This is a genomic window from Rossellomorea marisflavi, assembly GCF_022170785.1.
GTDB lineage: Bacteria > Bacillota > Bacilli > Bacillales > Bacillaceae_B > Rossellomorea > Rossellomorea marisflavi_B.
Genome location: NZ_CP081870.1, coordinates 1,417,276 through 1,436,128, shown reverse-complemented (window position 1 = coordinate 1,436,128; position 18,853 = coordinate 1,417,276). Strand labels below are relative to the sequence as shown.

The window sequence follows — 18,853 nt, the reverse complement described above, 5'->3', positions numbered from 1 at the left end:
ATCATATGAATCTCTTGTTCCCTTTCAAATGGTATCGTATATGAGAATTTTACCACAACCACATCATCATGGTTACTCTATTATGGAATCATATGACCCTATCAAAAAAATGGATCCCTTATGATTGGTGAAGCTCCCTACCAAGGTATGAGGCAAGTTCGAGCATCCCGAACACCCCTTCCTTCTCTTCTGCATCACGGTTATAGTTCGTATTGGTGTTCACATCATACGTATATAAATTCCCTTCTCCATCACGGATGAATTCAATACCGGCGATGGCAATTTCATTCTCTTTCAAGAAAGTCTTATATGCGTCAATGATGTCTTCATCAAAGTCCTTGATTATTTCAAACTTTGGCCTCTCCCCAACTGGGCATGCAAGATCCTCGATGCGGCACGCATCGGCCGGACATAACTCGAAGCCTTCGGACGTATCGACCCTCACTGCATAGATGAATTCTCCCCCAATGAATTCGCAGCGTGTGATGCTGGAATCCGGGGACTTGATATATTCCTGGATGAGCGTGATCCCGTCCAGTGGCTCATCGAACTCTTCACTGTTCACATAGCTCTCCAATGCTTCTATGGAGTGGAATAACTGAACTCCAAGGCCCTTTCCTGCCCTGTTATGCTTCGTAATGAATGAAGGAGCACCCAGACGGTGGGCAGCATCCACGATGGCCTCTTTACCTACCGCCGCAATGGTAGCCGGCACGGCAATCCCTGCTTTCTTCAAAGCGGTGTACTGATTGACCTTGCTGACTTCAAGGCGGATGGCCCTGGTTCCATTCAACACCTTCCGTCCGTGAAGCTCGAGCCACGCAAGCACACTTTCCGTCAGCTCCGGTGCATAGCGGTGATCACGCGTGTGGGAAGAAGCGCTGATCCGATTATAGAAGATCCCTTCAGGTGGGGCTGTAGTCAAATCAACCATTCCCTTATCTAAGAACCACTCTTCATAGTCCAATCCAAGCTCGTCCATCCTCTTAATCAAATGATCTGTCCATTCGCTATTTTCATGAATGATATGTATCTTTCCCATTTCCTTCACCTCAATTTTTCGATTAGCTTCAATGTAACACAGAAAATCCTACCGATAAAGTAGGATTTAACGTTCCATGCTTGATTCATGCGATTTTCTCATCCACACTTTCATTCCAAACCGTGTAACAGGAAATCGGGTTGCTTCCCTTCCTGCCTTCGGAGCTTGCGTCCGGGTCCTTTCCGTTGAAAGCATGGTCATCACAAGCCCAACACCTACAGCTACCATCACGAGCTCCATAAGCAGTTTAACCACCCGTATCATGTTCATCCCCCCTCTTGCGTCCTATCTATAACATATGGCATCAGATAGGTTATGGTCACATTCCTTTTAAACCGTGTCACGTTCAAAGAGAGTCGTTTGTAAAACGGACCGCTGCCTTCCTTCCTCCAGAAACATCCGGAACGCCTCTCTCCCGAGGGATCGGGAAGGAACTTCAATCGAGGTAATCCCCATCAGCTCGCTGATTGGATGATTATCAAATGAAAGGAGAGCGAGATCTCCAGGGATGCTCACACCCCTTCTCCCTGCCTCACTGAGAAGACCGGCCGCCACTTGATCGCTCGTGACCACGAGGGTCTCCGGACGCTCCTTGAGATTCATCCATTCCCCCAAGGCCCTGCAGCCATCCTCCATGTGATAGCAACCCGTAAAGATCCATTCATTCCTTATCTCGATTCCCCGGTACTCCCGGAAGGCACGCATCCTGTCTTCGCTATTCTTACCACTTAAACGGTGGATGCATAGACCGATCTTTCGGTAGCCTTTTCCCTGAAGATAGGACAGGGCCCTGCCCATCGCCTGATAGTGATCGATATATACGCTTCGGAGGGAATCCGATTCGAGATTTTCACAAAGGACAATCGGACGATCTCCCCCCATGAAGTCCTTTAATTCTTCAAGGCCATTCGTCCTTGATGCAACGATCAAACCGTCGACTTCCTTCATCCGCAGTGCCTCAAACGCATCAAGTTCGGCAGGCGAATCATAATTCGTCTGATAGAGGCGCAGATGATAGCCGGCTTTGAGGGCTTCTTCAGCAATACCCTGAAGGATCTCTCCGTAATATGGAAGATTCAGATACGGAAGGACGACGCCGACGCTGTTCGTCTTCCCCCTTGAAAGATGGACCGCATTGGCGTTTTGTGTATAGTTGAGTGCTTTGATGGTTTCAAGGACGATTCGGCGTTTGTCTTCCCTTACATACGGATGCCCATTCAGCACGCGTGATACGGTAGATACAGATACGCCGGCAGTCTCGGCCACTTTGCGAATATTGGTCAAAGGTTTTCACCCTTTCATGAAAATAAACACTTGCTCTGAAACGCGTTTCATCACATACATTGAATTCATCGCCACTCAAAAGGAGCTGATTGCATGCTTGGAATCCTGTATTTTCCACTCTTATGCGTTATCATCATTTGCTGCTCATACTTCGCGCTAGATAAGGAGGAACGTAAGAACATTGGGCCGACATCTTCTTGAAAATCCTTGTAGCAGTCCTTATCTTGACTAGCTGAGCGTTTGTTCGATATAGTAGCAGTATTGCTTTCTATCATACTATAGATGATTTACATCAAGGAGGATAAACATGGACTCATTCTTTCAGATTATTGAAGAGCGACGGTCAGTTAAAGTATATGACCCGACAGTAGAAATTCCTCGTGAAGAACTTCTTCACCTAGTAGAAACAACAGGAAAGGCTCCATCTGCATGGAATCTGCAGCACTGGAATTTCCTTGTCTTCGACTCCAAAGAGGTCCAAAAGAGACTTCTTCCGATTGCATTCAACCAGCAACAGGTTCTTGATGCTTCTGCCGTCATCGCTGTCCTTGGTGACTTGGAAGCCAACCGCAATGTAGATCCAGTATTCGATCCGTCTGTTGCCAAAGGTGAAATGACACAAGAAATCAAAGACGTTTTAAAAGGGCAGATTGACGGTGCCTATACTCGTCCCGGGTACGCACGTGATGCCGCGTTCAGTAATGCATCCCTTGCTGCGATGCAGCTAATGCTGACGGCAAAGGCAAAAGGCTGGGATACATGTCCGATTGGTGGATTCGATCCTGCAGCCCTTGCAAAAGAATTCAATGTATCACAACGATACATTCCGATCATGCTGATCACTGTCGGCAAGCCTCTCCAAGAAGCGAGAAAATCTGATCGTCTTGAGCCTATGAATTTGATTCAGTGGGCTGAGTGATCATATAGGCTCAAACCGTACCATAAAAAATCCGAACGATCGCGATTCCTCCATGGAAATCGAGTGATCGTTCGGATTTTTTCTTTCTTTCGCCATTGCTTCTATTGGAAAATCACGTTCTTTTCAATTTCCTTCATGTGATAGAAATACCCCTTAAGGTCCATCAGCTCCTGATAGTTGCCGATTTCAACAATCTCCCCTTCCTCCATCACTACAATTTGATCCATTTCTTCAAGCCCGGTCAATCGATGACTGATGAGAAGAAGCGTACTATTCTCCGACTCTTTCCGGATAACGTCCATCAGTTCGGCTTCAAGCATGGGATCGATGGAAGAAGTCGGCTCGTCCAGGATCCAAAGTGGACCGCCTTTCAAGATTGCCCGGGCAATGGCCATCCTCTGCTTCTCTCCTCCTGACAGGTTCCCGCCCTTTTCAGTCACGGTGTCCTCCAACCTGAATGGAAGCTTCACTTTTAAGAGGACCCTTTGCAACTCTTCATCACCGAACTCACCGGCAATCAGCAAATTATCTCTGATTGATCCATGAAAGAAGTGGTTTTCCTGAAGGATGACGGCAGCTTTTTGCCACAGGCTTTCCCGCTTGAAGGCATCAATGGGACGGGAATCCATTAGGATCTGTCCCTCATCCGGTGAATAAAAAGTTAGAAGCAGATTGAATAACGTTGATTTTCCGGAACCCGATGCACCGATGACAGCCGTCTTCGACCCTTCCGGTATATAAAGGTCGACGTCAGAGATCGAGGACCTCCCCCCTCCCTCAAAGGTGAACCCCACCTTTTCCAGCGTAAAGGAGGGCGCATGATCGGGAGCCTCTTCACTCCTTCGGCCCTTAAGCTCTCCACCTTGAATTTCACCAAGGCGTTTGGATGCCTTCCTTGAATCTTCTAAATGGTAAGGAAGGGTCGCCATCGGTATTGCTTCATCAAAGACAGTCAGTGAAATCATGACGAGCATGGCAAGGAGGACACCATCTAGGGTCCCTTCCCCGACGGCATACACACCGAGAACCAATACCAGCCATGTGATCAGCAGTGAGACGAGCAGGTTGATGGTATGGCTGAATAAGGAGTGACGGCTTTCCAGATCCTGCTCTTTCACATACGCAGAGGAAGAACCGCCGAGTGTCTCTTCTTGATGGGATAATTGCTGATGAATTTTCAGTTCCCTGAAGCCATACAGGAATTCTGTAGTACCGGACGATAGCTCACTGCGACGCTCTCTCACACGTGATTCAATTTTCCTTTGTTTCAGGCTGACCAGGGAGGGAATCAAGAAACCGGTGAGCAGCATCCCCACAATCAGCAATACTCCAGTCGCCAAAGAATAGAAGAGAGTAAAAAGTATGGTGGCGATAAAAACAACCATCATAACCAGAGGCGGATAGAAGACCCTCAAGAAGAAGTTTTGAAGGCTCTCTACATCTCCCACAATCCGAGCCAGGAGATCACCGCTTTTGTATCGCTGAAAAATCGTCGGCGCAATGGTTTCCAACCGGTCAAAGATCGATGCCCTCAAGTTGGCAAGGATCGTGAACGTCGCCCGGTGGGAATAATAGCGCTCTGCATACCTTGTCACTGCCTTCAGGATGCCGAACAGCTTCATTAAAGCAATCATGATGGTCAGAACATAAAGGGGCACTTCAAGTGCCGCTTGGGAAATCATATATCCACTCAAAGCGAAAACCCCGACGGATGTAAGACCGGCCACCGTACCGAAGACAGCAGAAAGGACAACATCTTTTTTCTTTTTTACAGTCAATCGAAGGATCTCAGTCAACTCTCTCATATGATGTTCACTCCTTTTTGTACCGCAATCATGCGCTCGTATGCAGGCAGCTCCTTGAGCAATTCCTCGTGAGTACCCTCTCCGATGAGTGCTCCCTCTTTCAATACAAGGATTTGATCGGAATGGCGGATGGTGTGCAATCTATGAGCAACCGTGACGATGGTGGAAGACCGGGATAGCTCCTGGATCGACTGCTGAAGAATCGACTCTGTCTTCAGGTCGAGTCCGGTGGTCGGTTCATCAAGCAAGACGATGGATGGCTTCCGCAAAAAGGCCCTTGCAAGGGCGATCCGTTGCTTCTCTCCACCCGACAGTCCCCTGCCCCCTTCGCCGATCACGGTCTGGAATCCTTCCTTCAGACTGAAGATCAGATCCGTCAGTCCGGCTTTTTCAGCCGCATCCTCCAGTTCCTTTGCTGTATGAAGGGACCCGGCTGCCATGTTCTCTTCTATCGTCCCGGCAAAAATATATGGGTTCTGCGAGATATATGCGATGAGCCCGAACCACGAACGTTCTGTAAACTGTCTTCTTGATTGGCCATTCACCATCACTTGTCCCTCGGCTGGATCGATCAATCCTGAAAGGATATGCAGGAGGGTCGTTTTTCCGGATCCACTTTCACCGATGATGGCCACCTTGCTGAACGGTTCAATATGGACTGACAAGGGCTTAAGACGAAAAGCACCTTGTGAATAGGCGTGACCGACCCCTTTCAGATCGATTGGGGGCGGTCCATCCTCCGCATGAATGAGACTATCCCCCCAGAGGATCTCCCCGTCATCCCGTTCAAGCTCATCCTTCACCGCTTTAACGGAACCTGAACTACCCCTTCCTGTATGGAAGGCACTCCCCAACTGCTTCATGGAAAGATAGAATTCAGGTGCCAGGATGAGGACAAAGAATGCAGTGTAAAATGAGATGCTGTCGAACACGATCAGACGCAGACCGACTTCGAGGGCGATCAGGCCGATGCTCAGCATGGAGATGAACTCGAGCATCAAGGAGGATAGGAAGGCAGTCTTCAGCACCTCCATTGTGGACTCGCGGAAGTTCAGCGAGCTCTCCATGATCTCTGAACTCTTCGTCTTTCCTTTCCCGAATAGCTTCAATGTCGTCAACCCTTGAAGGACATCAAGAAATGTACCGGAGAACGATTCAAGCTTTTCCATCTGGTCTTCTGATTTTTCCTTCGTTTTGATCCCGATGAGTGCCATGAAGATCGGGATGAAGGGAGCCGTAATCAGGATGATCAGTCCTGTGAACCAGTGTTCCTTGAATAGGACCACCAAAATCATCAGTGGGACGAGCGTTGTTTCAATTCGTTGAGGCACATACTTGCTATAGTAGCCATCAAGCCCGTCGACCGCTTCCATCAGGACGGATACCTTCCTTCCCGCCTGACTGCCTACAGAAGCAGTGAGTGGCTGATGAGCCCATTTGTTCAAGAGTTTTTTCCTGACCTCTCCTTTCACAGATGATGCAAGCCGGATCCCTGTTCTGCCGTTCAACCAGCTGAAAACCGCCCTGGATGCGAAAGCCAAAAGCAGTGCTGTCAATAGAGGCCATACTTCTGTCAAGGAAGCTCCCTTCAGGAAAACCCTGTCTACAATCCCCGCGATCAAGTATGCCTGAGCGACAATGGCGAGACCCAAAAGAATGGAAGAACTATATAAAGTCATCATGAATGACCTACTGGCTTTTACAATTGAATGTAATGCTTTCATAGATGATTTCACTCCCGTTCCGAAAGTTAGTGAAATACTTCACAAATTATTCTATCTCTATTATACCATCACTTATCCTTCTTCTCACTGAATTGAATTTGACAAATTCAAGACAAAGTACACAGGAGGGAAAAGAGGTTCCCTGCACTGCGACCGCGCAAGGAACCTCGCCGGTGAACCATTGTCTTCAACTAGTTTGAACCCTCTCTATACTTCCTTCTCAATAGACGTATCTGTCCTCGATGATTGATTTCATCCTCCATCACGTGGTACCAGATATAATAGAAGTTATAGGAAACCCCGTTTCCCCTCCTTCTTTCTTCATCTAGCCATTGGTCTGAAAGCTGAGAGAAAGAAGAGACAGTAACACTCCGAACCTTTTTTAACGCTTCAAGGTACTCATCAACCTCCAGCCCCTGATAGTGCAGAGTGGCCGGATTCCCCAAGTCAAGGGCCTTACCCCATGTGTCTGCTTCTTCATCAGTCAGGTCCCTTTCTTCAAAAGAGATGATCTGATGGACAAATTCAATTGCTGCAATATGCATGAGGAGGCTTGCGATGGTATTTCCACCGGGGTCCTCCATATACTCAAGCTCTTCCCGGCTGATTCCACTTAATTCTTCCATCGTCACGCTCCTGGTATGCTCCAACATGGATATCAGTTCACCAATCTTATGATCAAAGCCATCTTTCCTTGTAATCCTATAATCAATCACGGTCATGCCCCCTTGTCTTGCTCATTTTAACAGGGTTTTTCAGGAAAAACAGACTGATATTTTCCCTATAGGCATGCTATACTTAAGGTATAAGCGAAAGGGATTCAGAGCATGTGCTCTGAATCCCTTTTTCGGTTCAACCCTTTTTCCTTACCATGATAAAGTAGGATACTACAGCCACAGCTTCACAAATGGCAATGACGACAGCCATGGGGACCGCTGAAGCCCCGTCACCCAGTCCGACGAGGGGTGCCGCCGCACCACCAAGAATGAATGGCAATAATCCAAGGAGGGCAGCTGCACTCCCTGCGTTATCTCCCTGATCACTCATCGCAAGGGAAAATACGGTAGTATTCACGATTCCGACAGTGGATACCGTCAGGAAAAGGAAGATACAGATGAATACGACCGAGGCCTCCAGTGAGATGCTGACAATGAGCAACACGCTAGCCAATAGTCCTTGAAGGATGCCATACCTCAGCAACGATGTTTCACCGAAGACGGGTGCGAGTTTCCCGGTTGCCTGGGTTGCAATGATGAGACCGAGGCCGTTCAAGGCGAAGATCAGACTGAACATTTGTGGAGATAGTCCATAAATATCCTGCAGGACGAAGGTGGAGCCTGAAATATAGGCGAACATGGCACTCATGGCGAACCCTTGTACCAGGACATACCCCATGAAAACCCGGTTTCTGATCAAACGGCCGAAGGTGTTGAAAACGCTGGAGATCCCCCCGGTCTTCCTTCTTTCTATCGGTAGCGTTTCACTCAATCCGAAGCAGACGGCAAGAAGCATGATTCCCCCGATGAGGGCAAGGACACCGAAGATTCCCCTCCACGACATGAATTGAAGAAGCTGTCCCCCGGCCACTGGCGCTGCAATAGGTGCCAACCCATTGACGAGCATCAGCATGGCAAAGTACTTCGTCAATTCCTGTCCGGAAAAGCGATCCCGCATGCCAGCCCTTGAAATGACCATGCCGGCAGCACCTGTGAGACCCTGAATGAAACGGAGAACAATAAGTCCCCAGATTGAACCTGTGAACATGCACAAAACCGATGAAATGGTGAAGAGGATCAATGCCACAATCAGCGGCTTTTTCCTTCCCACCATATCCGAATAAGGACCTACGATGAGCTGCCCTGCGGCAAGTCCGATCAGGCAGGCCGTCAGACTAAGCTGAGCAGTGGAGGCGTTCGTACCAAGATCAGATGCAAGAGTAGGCAGACCCGGAAGGTACATATCGATTGTCAGTGGTCCGAATGCACTTAGGCACCCCATGATCACGATGAAAATGAATAAATACGTTTTTGATTGCGTGTGTGCTAATTCCTTCATGGATGACTCTCCTTTACGTTGTATAGCCATCATCATTTTAAACCCTCCAGTAACCGGAGGGTCAATAGGAATCAACCACGAACTTTAATCTGATACTCTGTCAATCGCTCGTCCTTCATGTGGGAGATGAAGGAATCGACAATCTGCCTTGTATATAGAGGTCCCTCCGTTTCCATTCCCAGTCCAGATACAAAATCCACAAGCATATTATAATAGTAGGAATCCCTCCTGCGATCCTCGAGAGAATAGACTGTGGCATATGTCCCTTCCGGAAGGATGTCGTATCCTGATTCTTCTTCAAGAAGGATATACAATCCGTCGTAGACAAACTCTTCATCACTCTTGATGTGCTCAGGTGATACAAACAAGCCGACAGAACCGACCATGATGGGCGTCATATGATTGACGGTTTTCTTGATTTCCCTTAAGAGCACTTCCATATCATCAAGGGAAGAAAATGAACGCTCTTCTTTCCAAATGCTTCTCTTCGGCAGAGAGGAGAGCAAAGGCCCCCGTTCCGTTGTCTTCGCAAGCTGAAGCTGCTGAATTTTTTGGGAGAGATGCCGATGAGTTGTTTTCAATTCATCCATTTTCCTTCTCGTGTTTTCCTCGTATTTCTCAAGAGTGTGCAAGAACTGGTCCAGCGTACTGTGCTCCATTTTTTGCTTAATTTCCTTCAGAGGCACACCCAAGCTTTTCAAAAAGCTGATCATATCGAGCTGCTGGAACTGCTCGGCACGGTAATACCGATAACCTGTTTCCCCATCCGTATGATAAGGGGTGAATAGCCCGATTTCATCATAATATCTCAAGGTTTTCACTGGTATATCATAAAGCTTTGACATTTGTCCGATGGTGAACTGATCCTTCATTCCCCTTCAACCAAAAGTTTAATGAATTTTCGCTTGCCGACCTGCATAGTCATCCCCTCCTGGACCTTCACAATAAGGTTTGGATCTTCCACCTTGGCTCCATCAATCTTTACGCCCTTATTCTTGATCATCTTCCTCGCTTCACTTTTGGAAGGAAGAAGATTGACGTTGACGAGCAGCTCGAGTATGTTGATCTCTTCATTCCCGTTCCACTGCAGCTCTGGAATCTCATCTGGCATACTGCCTTTTTGAAAAACAGAGATGAACTGCTCTTGTGCCCGCTCACTTGCTCCGATTCCATGGTACATCCTGACGATCGTCCTTCCGAGGAGCATCTTGGCATCACGGGGGTGCATTTGCCCTGCAGCCAGCGAAGCTTTGATTTCACTGATCTTTTCAAGGGGAAGATCCGTGATGAGTTCAAAGTACTTCATCATAAGGTGATCGGGCAGTGACATCGTCTTGCCGAACATTTCTTCAGGACTCTCATCGATTCCGATGTAATTATGTTTCGATTTTGACATCTTATCGACTCCATCCAGTCCTTCTAGAAGGGGCATAAGAATGACAACCTGCTTCTCCTTATTAAATTTCTCCTGGAAATGACGCCCCATGAGCACGTTGAAATGCTGATCCGTCCCCCCAAGCTCGATATCGCATTCCAGCTGTACCGAGTCAAAACCCTGCATCAACGGGTAGAAGAATTCATGAAGGGAGATCGGTTTACCTTCCTTGATCCTCGCCTCGAAGTCATCGCGCTCCATCAGTCTTGCCACTGTGATTTTCCCCGCAAGTCCAATGACATCCTCCATCTTCATCTCACTCAACCATTTGGAATTATAGTGAAGTTCAACCTTATCCATGTCCAGGACTTTAGAAAATTGCTCAAAGTAAGTTTGAGCATTATGTTTCACCTCATCTTCGGTTAGCTGCTTACGGGCAACGGATTTCCCAGTTGGATCCCCTATTTTCCCCGTAAAGTCACCGATGATCAGCTGGATGATATGGCCGTGCTCCTGGAACTGGCGAAGCTTATTCAAAACGACCGTATGCCCGAGATGGACGTCAGGAGCAGATGGATCAAGACCCAGTTTAATTTTTAATGGTTTATTTTCAATGACGGATGTTCTGATTTTGTTTTCAAGTTCTTTGAGAGGAATGATCTCCTGTACACCTTGTCGGTAGACAGCCAGTTGCTCCTGTACTTCTTGTTCTTGTTGATCTGTCAGCTTTTGCATTGACATTACCTCCCATAATCATTTCTAACACATGAAAAAATAAAAAAATTGCCTTCAAAAAGGGACGTGATTGCTCACGCGGTACCACCCTTCTTGAAGACAATGATTCTTCCACTCAATCGAATAACGGTTCGTCCGTTCCCCACGAATGCAGGGACGCTCAAGGATTGTAATTCACCCGACCTTTGTACCGGTTCGCACCACCCACCGGCTCTCTTAAACATGGAGATCGTCGCTACTGGATTTCCTCTCATCGCTTTACATGTGTTAAATTGAACTGATCATACCAGATTAGCAAAATATTTGCAATTTAATTTTTCTGCGGACGAAGGTCCATAAGGGCTCCAAATGTCTGGGAAGCGGAGGTGAAACTGATGAAGGCAATAAGCTCTGAGATTTCCTCATCACTGAACGATTCCTTCAGCACCTTGAACAGAGCATCCTGAACGTTGCTACCCTGTACTCCGAAAACTTCCGCAAAACCGACGGCCACTGATATTTTTTCATCAAACACGTCAGGATCCGGCCTTCCCTTTGCTTGACAGTATAAGCATCCATTTTGGAATGCCAATACCCTTCTCACTTGTTCTTTTAGTTCTTTCGTCAAGTGACCGTCCTTCTCCAATGTTTCTGAGAGTTGCCCCCATCGTTCCATTACTTCTTCGTGATGTCCAAGCAAACGCATGAACGGTGTTGCGCCAATTGCAGCTGAAGCAATCCTTGTCATTTCCATCTCCTCCTTATAGAATAATCATATCAATCTCATTCTCAATTTTACATTTCACTCTAAAAGCAATTAGCAATTTAAATTTAAGAATTTAACCCAAATCACAAGGAGATCATTCCATATGAAAATCGATGATATCGACAGAAAAATTTTAAACGAATTAATGCAGGACAGCAGGCTTTCCATGAGTGAGCTCGGTAGGCGAATCAACCTCTCTTCTCCATCGGTCTCCGAAAGGGTGAAGCAGATGGAATCCCACGGTGTCATCGAGTCCTATACAACGAAGATCAACCATGGAAAACTCGGCAACGACATTCAATGCATCATCGAAGCTACCGTGAAAAATGGAGACTACAAAGGGTTCAAGCAAAAAATCGCCGAGCTTCCAAACGTGGACTTCTGCTATCGGATCGCTGGGCAAGCCTGCTTCATGCTTAAGCTCCACTTTGCAACATTCGCTGAAGCAGAAGCCTTCATAGACCACATCAACCCCTTCGCCCACACCGTCACCCATTTCATCTTCTCAGAAGTCGAAACCCAAACCCTCTTCACCAATCAATGAAGCACTTACATGGATACCCAACACTTGGAGATACTATTAACGTTCCATCCAATAAGGCCCAATCAACAGAGCGGTGATAACTCGAATGCGCTGGACAAACAGAACCGTACGGAACGCCCAAATCCAAGTGCAAAATGACTAGCACTCACTTCCACAAACAATAAGGAGAAATCTATACAAATGACGTTCTCCCTATCACCAAAAGTGCAGTGCAGCGAAGGGTGGCCGACTCCCGCGGAAATAGAGGGAAGGTTGAGACCCTGCAGGTGCAGCCGAAGCGGCTCAACTCCCTCCCCGCCGGAAAGCGGCCACCCGCAGCGGAACGGAACGTCCATGTACAGATCCAACCACAAAACAAAATGAAATGCTGAATGAATAGCACTCTTTCACAAACAATAAGGAGAAATTTATATAAATGACGTTCTCCCCATCACCAATAGTGCAGTGCAACGGAGGGTAGCCGACTCCAGAGGGAATAGAGGGAAGGTTGAGACCCTGCAGGCACAGCCGAAGCGGCTCAACTCCCTCCCCGCCGGAAAGCGCCCACCCGTAGCGGAACGGAACGTCCATGTGCAAATCCGATCACAAAACAAAATGAAATGCTGTAATGACTAGCACTCACTCACACAAACAATAAGGAAAAATGTATATAAACGACGTTCTCCCTATCACCAATAGTGCAGTGCAGCGGAGGGTGGCCGACTCCCGCGGGAATAGAGGGAAGGTTGAGACCCTGCAGGCGCAGCCGAAGCGGCTCAACTCCCTCCCCGCCGGAAAGCGGCCACCCGCAGCGGAACGGAACGTCCATGTACAGATCCAAAATCAAATGATGTGATGACTAGCTCTCACTCTCACAGACAATAAGGAGAAATGTATATAAATGACGTTCTCCCCATCACCAAAAGTGCAGTGCAGCGAAGGGTGGCCGACTCCCGCGGGAATAGAGGGAAGGTTGAGACCCTGCAGGCGCAGCCGAAGCGGCTCAACTCCCTCCCCGCCGGAAAGCGCCCACCCGCAGCGGAACGGAACGTCCATGTGCAAATCCGATCACAAAACAAAATGAAATGCTGAAATGACTAGCACTCACTCACACAAACAATAAGGAAAAATGTATATAAACGACGTTCTCCCTATCACCAATAGTGCAGTGCAGCGGAGGGTGGCCGACTCCCGCGGGAATAGAGGGAAGATTGAGACCCTGCAGGCGCAGCCAAAGCGGCTCAACTCCCTCCACGCCGGAAAGCGGGCACCCGTAGCGGAACGGAACGTCCAGTGCATAACTTTCATTATCAGTTCTTAAAGAACCAACACGAAAAATATTAAAAATTTGTCGATACCTATTGAAAAACGATGTATTACCGAATATTATAGTAGTTGTGCTTTTTAATCGTTCGTTTTTATTGGAGGTATTACACTAATGTTTAAATTAAAGGAAAACGGCACGTCAACCAAGACAGAAATCCTTGCCGGACTGACCACGTTCCTCACAATGGCTTACATCGTCGTCGTCAATCCGATCATCCTATCCGATGCAGGGGTGCCGTTCGACCAGGTATTCATGGCCACCATCATTTCGGCAGCTGTCGGTACGCTCTGGATGGCACTGTTCGCCAACTACCCGATTGCCATCGCACCAGGTATGGGATTGAATGCCTACTTTACATATTCCGTTGTCGGAGGTCATGAAGATATTTCGTACTCGGTTGCCTTTGCAGCAGTATTCGTAGCCGGTATCATCTTCATCATCCTTTCGCTCACACCGTTCCGTAAGAAATTGATTGAAGCCATACCGCAAAATCTCAAACACGGAATCACAGCCGGTATCGGTCTCTTCATCGCTTTTATCGGTCTTCGTTTATCCGGACTGGTTCAAGCTGATCCATCCAATCTCGTGAAACTCGGGGATCTTCATTCTTCATCTGCCATCCTTGCTTTGATCGGACTGGCCGTCACCCTTGTCCTCATGGTCCTGAACGTACACGGAGCCCTGTTCATCGGGATGATCATCACCGCCATCGTTGCATTCTTCACTGGTGACCTGTCGTTCAAGGAAGGCTTCGTCGCCATGCCGCATCTGCCTGAAGGGCTGATCATCTCGAACCCGATCACCGCGTTCACCGATGTGATTCAGCACAGCTTGTACGCTGTCGTATTCTCCTTCTTGCTTGTGACCATTTTTGATACAACCGGTACGATGGTCGGTGTTGCCCAACAGGCAGGACTCCTGAAAAACAATGAAATGCCGCGTGCCCGAGAAGCACTCCTTGCTGATTCACTTGGGACGACTGTCGGAGCCATGTTCGGTACTAGCCCGACCAGTGCCTTCGTGGAATCATCTGCTGGGGTTTCAGCGGGAGGACGCACAGGATTGACCTCCCTTACCGTGGCTGTACTGTTTATCGTTTCAGCATTCTTCGGTCCACTTGTGAGTGCCGTATCTGGATTATCTGCCATCACGGCTCCAGCTTTGATCATTGTAGGAAGCTTGATGATCGGAAGCATTTCCCAGATCAAATGGGACGAACTTGATGAAGCTTTCCCTGCATTCCTCATCATCCTCAGCATGCCTCTTACGTCGAGCATCGCTACAGGGATCGCACTCGGATTCATCTCGTACCCACTTTTGAAAGTGGCAAAAGGGAAATGGCGCGAAGTCCATCCCCTCGTCTATATCTTTGCCGTGCTGTTCTTCTATCAGCTGGCATTCATCCCTCATTAAAGAGGAAAGGCAGCTCCCACGGTGGGAGCTGCCTTTTTAGTATGAGTCCTTCTTTACCACGTACGATCAAGGTCGCGGCTGTAATAGTTGATAGCAGCTGCATAAGATTGGATCGAACCATCTGAAGAAGTATCACACAGCTGCCCTAAAAGCAGTTCCATTGCCTTCTTCGGCTCTCCGAGGTTATAGAGCGTCATGCTGTAGAATACTGATAATGCCCTGTCCCTGTGTCTCTTAAGCCCATCCTCAAGCACTTCTTTTGATTTTTCATACTTCCCGAGGGCACGGTAGGTGCTCCCGAGTCCCGTATAAGCACCGATGGACTCTTCTTCATCCAACCCGTATGTCAATGCTTTCTCATAATATTCAACGGCTTCCTCTTCAAGTCCTGATGCATCATGACTCCAGGCACATTGATAGTGTAGGCTTCCGCTTTTGGGGTGTTCGGCGATCAGCTCTTTCAGTATCCTGATCGACTCCACTGTATTCCCTGACTTCCTCGCTTCGATCGCTTCGCTCATTCTATCTTCCATATCCATCCATCCATTTCAATCCGGTATGTATTCCATCAGCCAGCAGTCGTGCCATTCACCTTCGTGGAGCTCATTTTGAGGCAGGATCCGTGCTTTGCTGTAGCCGCATTTCTCATAGCAACGAATTGCCCTGCGATTCCAGGTCATCGGATCCATGACCAACCGGTGCAGGCCTTTTTCAAGCATGAAATATTCCACCATGGCCTTGATCATCAGCGTGCCCACGCCTTTATTCCAGTACCTTGAATCCCCTATGAACTGATCGGTCCCATAGATGAACTCATCAAGATTCGTATATCCGTAGCGAAGCTTGGTCTCATCATCTAATGGATAATATTGGAGATAACCGACTTTCTCCCCTTTATATTGAACGATGCAGGCGACCTTCTCTTTATCGTCATTATAAAACGCTTCCTCCACCATCTCATGGGTAAAGGGTTTGTCCCTTCCTTCGTAATACTCAAGGATCCGCGGATCGTTCAGCCAGTTATAAAGAAATTCGGCATCTTCATCCTTCAAAGGCCGGACCTTGATATCACCTTTCTCATAACGCATCGTGCATCCCTCCTATGGACTTATTCCCCGCAGCTTCGTGGAATCCCTTTAAAGTTGTCGAAATTTCGTGTTGGAAATTCGATTTGGAGTATGCTACTATAAGTTTGTGAAATATTTCACATTATCATCTTCAACCCACCACTTTCATAAATCCAATTAAAAAGGGCGTATGACGGATGAAAACAAATAAAGTCGTATTGATCGGAACAGGCTTTGTCGGTTCAAGCTATGCTTTTGCCCTTCTCAATCAAAATCTTGTCCACGAGCTCGTGATGATCGACATGAACGTTGAAAAAGCCATAGGAGACGCCATGGACCTTAATCATGGTCTCGCATTCTCATCCCCAATGAAAATACGTGCAGGAGCGTACAGCGACTGCCGCGATGCAGATCTTGTCGTGATCACAGCTGGCGCCAATCAAAAACCTGGTGAAACGCGGTTGGATCTTATTGATAAAAACGTCCGGATTTTCAAGACCATTGTCGATTCGGTGATGGAGAGCGGCTTTGATGGCATCTTCATCGTCGCCACTAATCCAGTTGATCTATTAAGCTATGCCACATGGACTTTCTCCGGTCTCCCAAAAGAAAAGGTGATCGGCTCAGGGACGATCCTTGACACCGCAAGGCTCCGCTATCTGCTGGGTGAATACTTTCATCTTGATACGCGAAACATCCATGCCTATATCATGGGTGAACATGGCGATACCGAATTTCCGGTCTGGAGTCATGCCACCATCGGGGCCAGCTCCCTTGGTGACCTGGTCGATCTAACGGAACCACAAATCCAGAGCGACCTGCAGGACCTTTTTGAAAATGTCAGGGATGCTGCCTACCATATCATCGAGAAAAAAGGAGCCACCTACTACGGGATTGCCATGGGTTTGGCCCGTCTCACCAAAGCAATACTGAATGATGAAAACAGCATCCTTACCATCTCTTCCCTCCTGGATGGGGAGTATGGGCAGCACGGTGTCTATACCGGAGTGCCCGCCATCATCAATCGACAAGGAATCAGGAAGGTCGTCGAACTCCAACTGGGTGAAACAGAGCAAAAGCAATTCACAAGATCCATTGATACATTAAAGCACGCCATGAGTACCGGTTTCCCTTCTGATTTATAGACACGCACACACGAACCTCCTCCTCATACAATGATACCAACATGAATGGAGGAGGTTCTATTATGTACGATCAGAGACAATTCCTACCCGGCTTTCCCGGCGGAGGAGGTTCCGGGGGCAGTGGTTTCCCTTCCATCCCCGGACTTCCAAATGTATTCCCGCCATCACCGCCACCAGGGCAAGGTGGCAGCAGCGGGTCCCCATCTCCTTCTCAGGGCGGTGGACAAAATCAGCCTCCACCTGGACCTCCGCCTAACTTCCAGCCTCAGAAGACCGTCATGCAGGGCGGCCCTGGAGGAACGTCGACGTTTGCCGTGGACCCGGGTTCCATCCGGAGATGCCTGTTCCGCTATACCTATATCTGGCTCAACCGTGACGCTTTCTGGTTCTACCCTGTCTTCCTCGGAAGAAGGTCCATAGCAGGATGGAGATGGATCGGATTCACATGGGTGTATTTCGGAATCGATCTTGATAAAATCGAATCCTTCACATGTGTGTAACAGGATGTATCCATCTATGCGCGTGACCGATTCCCGGGGAACCATCACGGTTTCAGGAGAACACACCTCATATGGAGCGCCTGATGAAGCCCTGATCACATTAGGGGTGATGACCGAAGGCCACGATCTGCAAAAAGCCCAACAGGAAAATAACGAAAAGATAAAGAACATAGTCGGGACGCTTCAAGCAAACGGAGTTTCAAACAGTGATACACAAACAGCAAACTATCAGATCATCCCCCGCTATTCCTTTGAAGATGGAAAGCAGATCTTTAATGGTTATGAAGTCGTGAATATCCTGCGCGTCCACCTTAGAACCATTGAAAAGGCGGGAAAGATCATCGATGATGCCGTGAAGGCCGGAGCAAACCGGGTGGAGGGGATCCAGTTCCTCTCCTCCCATTCCACTGCCCTATATCAGTACGCCCTGGAACACGCCTATAGAGACGCTTTGGCAAAGGCCACGGTCCTTGCCAGGCAATCTGGTCAGGAGCTGGTTTCTGATCCCCTTTCTATCAAAGAAGGTCAATCTACTGAGCTTCCTTCCCCTATGAAGCTCGCAGTTCAGGAATCTGCCATCCTGCCAGGTGAAATATCCGTGAAGGCTTCACTACTCGTTACGTTTACCACGCATTGATTTCACAAAAAAAACGGCTTCCAGGAGCCGTTTTTTTATTACTTTTTAATATAATCCGCAAGCCTCTCGGCAGACCGGGCCACTCCTTCTTCATCCAGTGTCCTGACGCCCTGTTCGATGAATGCCGGAAGATACGTTGTTCCGATCAGGTTCGATGTTGCCTGGAACGGCTTCAGTAGCTCGCTCATGGCATAATGATTCTTTCCTCCAGCCTGATAGGCATCTGCCGGTGACCCTGTGGACGTCGCAATCAGAAGTTCTTTGCCATGAAGCATCGTACCACCACTTCCGTACGCCCACCCATAGGTCAACACGGCATCGATCCATTCTTTCATCAGCGCGGGGGCACTGTACCAGTAGAAAGGGAACTGCAGGACGATCCTATCGTGTTCTTCAACCAACTTCTGCTCACGTGTTACATCGATTTGGAAATCCGGGTATTCACGGTAAAGGTCGTGGACCGTCACATCGGCCTCTTTTTCCAGCCTCTTTACCCAGGCTTTGTTGACGATTGATTCGTTCATTCGCGGATGTGCAGCGATTACCAATACGTTCAT

The 18,853-nt window shown here is 48.1% G+C and carries 19 protein-coding genes and 1 other annotated feature; of the genes, 6 read left to right on the top strand and 13 right to left on the bottom strand.

What is annotated here, in order from left to right; genetic code table 11:
* Positions 1–118 precede the first annotated feature (118 nt).
* From K6T23_RS07685 to K6T23_RS07675, 3 genes are all read right to left on the bottom strand, one after another.
* Positions 119–1,042 carry an ATP-grasp domain-containing protein gene (locus K6T23_RS07685; protein ID WP_079515726.1) on the bottom strand — a complete coding sequence of 308 codons (924 nt, stop codon included), beginning with the start codon at positions 1,040–1,042 and terminating at the stop codon, positions 119–121.
* A gap of 66 nt (positions 1,043–1,108) precedes the next feature.
* A complete protein-coding gene (locus K6T23_RS07680; RefSeq protein ID WP_056538206.1) occupies positions 1,109–1,306 on the bottom strand; it encodes a hypothetical protein in 198 nt (65 codons plus the stop codon).
* Between the two features lie 66 nt (positions 1,307–1,372).
* The gene (locus K6T23_RS07675; protein WP_238284093.1) at positions 1,373–2,326 is read right to left on the bottom strand and encodes a LacI family DNA-binding transcriptional regulator; all 954 of its coding nucleotides are present in this window, start codon (positions 2,324–2,326) and stop codon (positions 1,373–1,375) included.
* Positions 2,327–2,633: 307 nt separating this feature from the next.
* Between K6T23_RS07675 and K6T23_RS07670 the strand changes: the two genes are divergently transcribed.
* Positions 2,634–3,245: a nitroreductase family protein gene (locus K6T23_RS07670; protein WP_079515724.1), complete on the top strand. Its 612-nt coding sequence runs from the start codon at positions 2,634–2,636 to the stop codon at positions 3,243–3,245.
* Positions 3,246–3,346: 101 nt separating this feature from the next.
* Here K6T23_RS07670 and cydC read toward each other — a convergent pair whose 3' ends face one another.
* The 7 genes from cydC to K6T23_RS07635 form a co-directional block, all read right to left on the bottom strand.
* Positions 3,347–5,050 (bottom strand): thiol reductant ABC exporter subunit CydC, encoded by a 1,704-nt coding sequence (gene cydC, locus K6T23_RS07665; RefSeq protein WP_056538215.1) that lies wholly within the window; start codon positions 5,048–5,050, stop codon positions 3,347–3,349.
* On the bottom strand, positions 5,047–6,732 hold the full coding sequence (gene cydD / locus K6T23_RS07660) for a thiol reductant ABC exporter subunit CydD (RefSeq protein WP_238284092.1): 1,686 nt from the start codon (positions 6,730–6,732) through the stop codon (positions 5,047–5,049). The genes cydC and cydD overlap by 4 nt, the downstream gene beginning before the upstream one ends.
* A gap of 233 nt (positions 6,733–6,965) precedes the next feature.
* The gene (locus K6T23_RS07655) at positions 6,966–7,490 is read right to left on the bottom strand and encodes a DinB family protein (RefSeq protein ID WP_238284091.1); all 525 of its coding nucleotides are present in this window, start codon (positions 7,488–7,490) and stop codon (positions 6,966–6,968) included.
* A 136-nt stretch (positions 7,491–7,626) separates the two neighbouring features.
* A complete protein-coding gene (locus K6T23_RS07650; RefSeq protein ID WP_238284090.1) occupies positions 7,627–8,829 on the bottom strand; it encodes a multidrug effflux MFS transporter in 1,203 nt (400 codons plus the stop codon).
* A gap of 71 nt (positions 8,830–8,900) precedes the next feature.
* Positions 8,901–9,701 (bottom strand): MerR family transcriptional regulator, encoded by an 801-nt coding sequence (locus tag K6T23_RS07645; protein ID WP_056538229.1) that lies wholly within the window; start codon positions 9,699–9,701, stop codon positions 8,901–8,903.
* Positions 9,698–10,945: a tyrosine--tRNA ligase gene (tyrS, locus tag K6T23_RS07640; RefSeq protein ID WP_238284089.1), complete on the bottom strand. Its 1,248-nt coding sequence runs from the start codon at positions 10,943–10,945 to the stop codon at positions 9,698–9,700. The genes K6T23_RS07645 and tyrS overlap by 4 nt, the downstream gene beginning before the upstream one ends.
* Positions 10,946–10,996: 51 nt before the next feature.
* Positions 10,997–11,202, bottom strand: a binding site (T-box leader).
* A 47-nt stretch (positions 11,203–11,249) separates the two neighbouring features.
* The gene (locus K6T23_RS07635; protein WP_079515719.1) at positions 11,250–11,666 is read right to left on the bottom strand and encodes a carboxymuconolactone decarboxylase family protein; all 417 of its coding nucleotides are present in this window, start codon (positions 11,664–11,666) and stop codon (positions 11,250–11,252) included.
* Positions 11,667–11,787: 121 nt separating this feature from the next.
* Between K6T23_RS07635 and K6T23_RS07630 the strand changes: the two genes are divergently transcribed.
* Positions 11,788–12,228 carry an Lrp/AsnC family transcriptional regulator gene (locus K6T23_RS07630; RefSeq protein WP_148985495.1) on the top strand — a complete coding sequence of 147 codons (441 nt, stop codon included), beginning with the start codon at positions 11,788–11,790 and terminating at the stop codon, positions 12,226–12,228.
* A gap of 1,417 nt (positions 12,229–13,645) precedes the next feature.
* Entirely contained in the window at positions 13,646–14,947 is a 1,302-nt protein-coding gene (locus tag K6T23_RS07625; protein ID WP_053427686.1) for an NCS2 family permease, read from the top strand.
* A 53-nt stretch (positions 14,948–15,000) separates the two neighbouring features.
* On the opposite strand, the gene K6T23_RS07620 is transcribed toward K6T23_RS07625, so the two are convergent.
* The gene (locus K6T23_RS07620) at positions 15,001–15,480 is read right to left on the bottom strand and encodes a tetratricopeptide repeat protein (RefSeq protein WP_238284088.1); all 480 of its coding nucleotides are present in this window, start codon (positions 15,478–15,480) and stop codon (positions 15,001–15,003) included.
* Positions 15,481–15,495: 15 nt separating this feature from the next.
* The gene (locus tag K6T23_RS07615; RefSeq protein WP_053427688.1) at positions 15,496–16,035 is read right to left on the bottom strand and encodes a GNAT family N-acetyltransferase; all 540 of its coding nucleotides are present in this window, start codon (positions 16,033–16,035) and stop codon (positions 15,496–15,498) included.
* 176 nt (positions 16,036–16,211) lie between these two features.
* On the opposite strand from K6T23_RS07615, the gene K6T23_RS07610 reads away from it, so the two are divergent.
* The 3 genes from K6T23_RS07610 (at position 16,212) to K6T23_RS07600 (ending at position 18,296) form a co-directional block, all read left to right on the top strand.
* Positions 16,212–17,159: an L-lactate dehydrogenase gene (locus tag K6T23_RS07610; RefSeq protein ID WP_238284087.1), complete on the top strand. Its 948-nt coding sequence runs from the start codon at positions 16,212–16,214 to the stop codon at positions 17,157–17,159.
* A gap of 62 nt (positions 17,160–17,221) precedes the next feature.
* Complete coding sequence (locus tag K6T23_RS07605) at positions 17,222–17,659, top strand: hypothetical protein (protein WP_056538249.1); 438 nt, start codon at positions 17,222–17,224, stop codon at positions 17,657–17,659.
* 4 nt (positions 17,660–17,663) lie between these two features.
* The gene (locus tag K6T23_RS07600; RefSeq protein WP_082529733.1) at positions 17,664–18,296 is read left to right on the top strand and encodes an SIMPL domain-containing protein; all 633 of its coding nucleotides are present in this window, start codon (positions 17,664–17,666) and stop codon (positions 18,294–18,296) included.
* Positions 18,297–18,334: 38 nt separating this feature from the next.
* Here K6T23_RS07600 and K6T23_RS07595 read toward each other — a convergent pair whose 3' ends face one another.
* A complete protein-coding gene (locus K6T23_RS07595; RefSeq protein ID WP_238284086.1) occupies positions 18,335–18,853 on the bottom strand; it encodes an NAD(P)H-dependent oxidoreductase in 519 nt (172 codons plus the stop codon).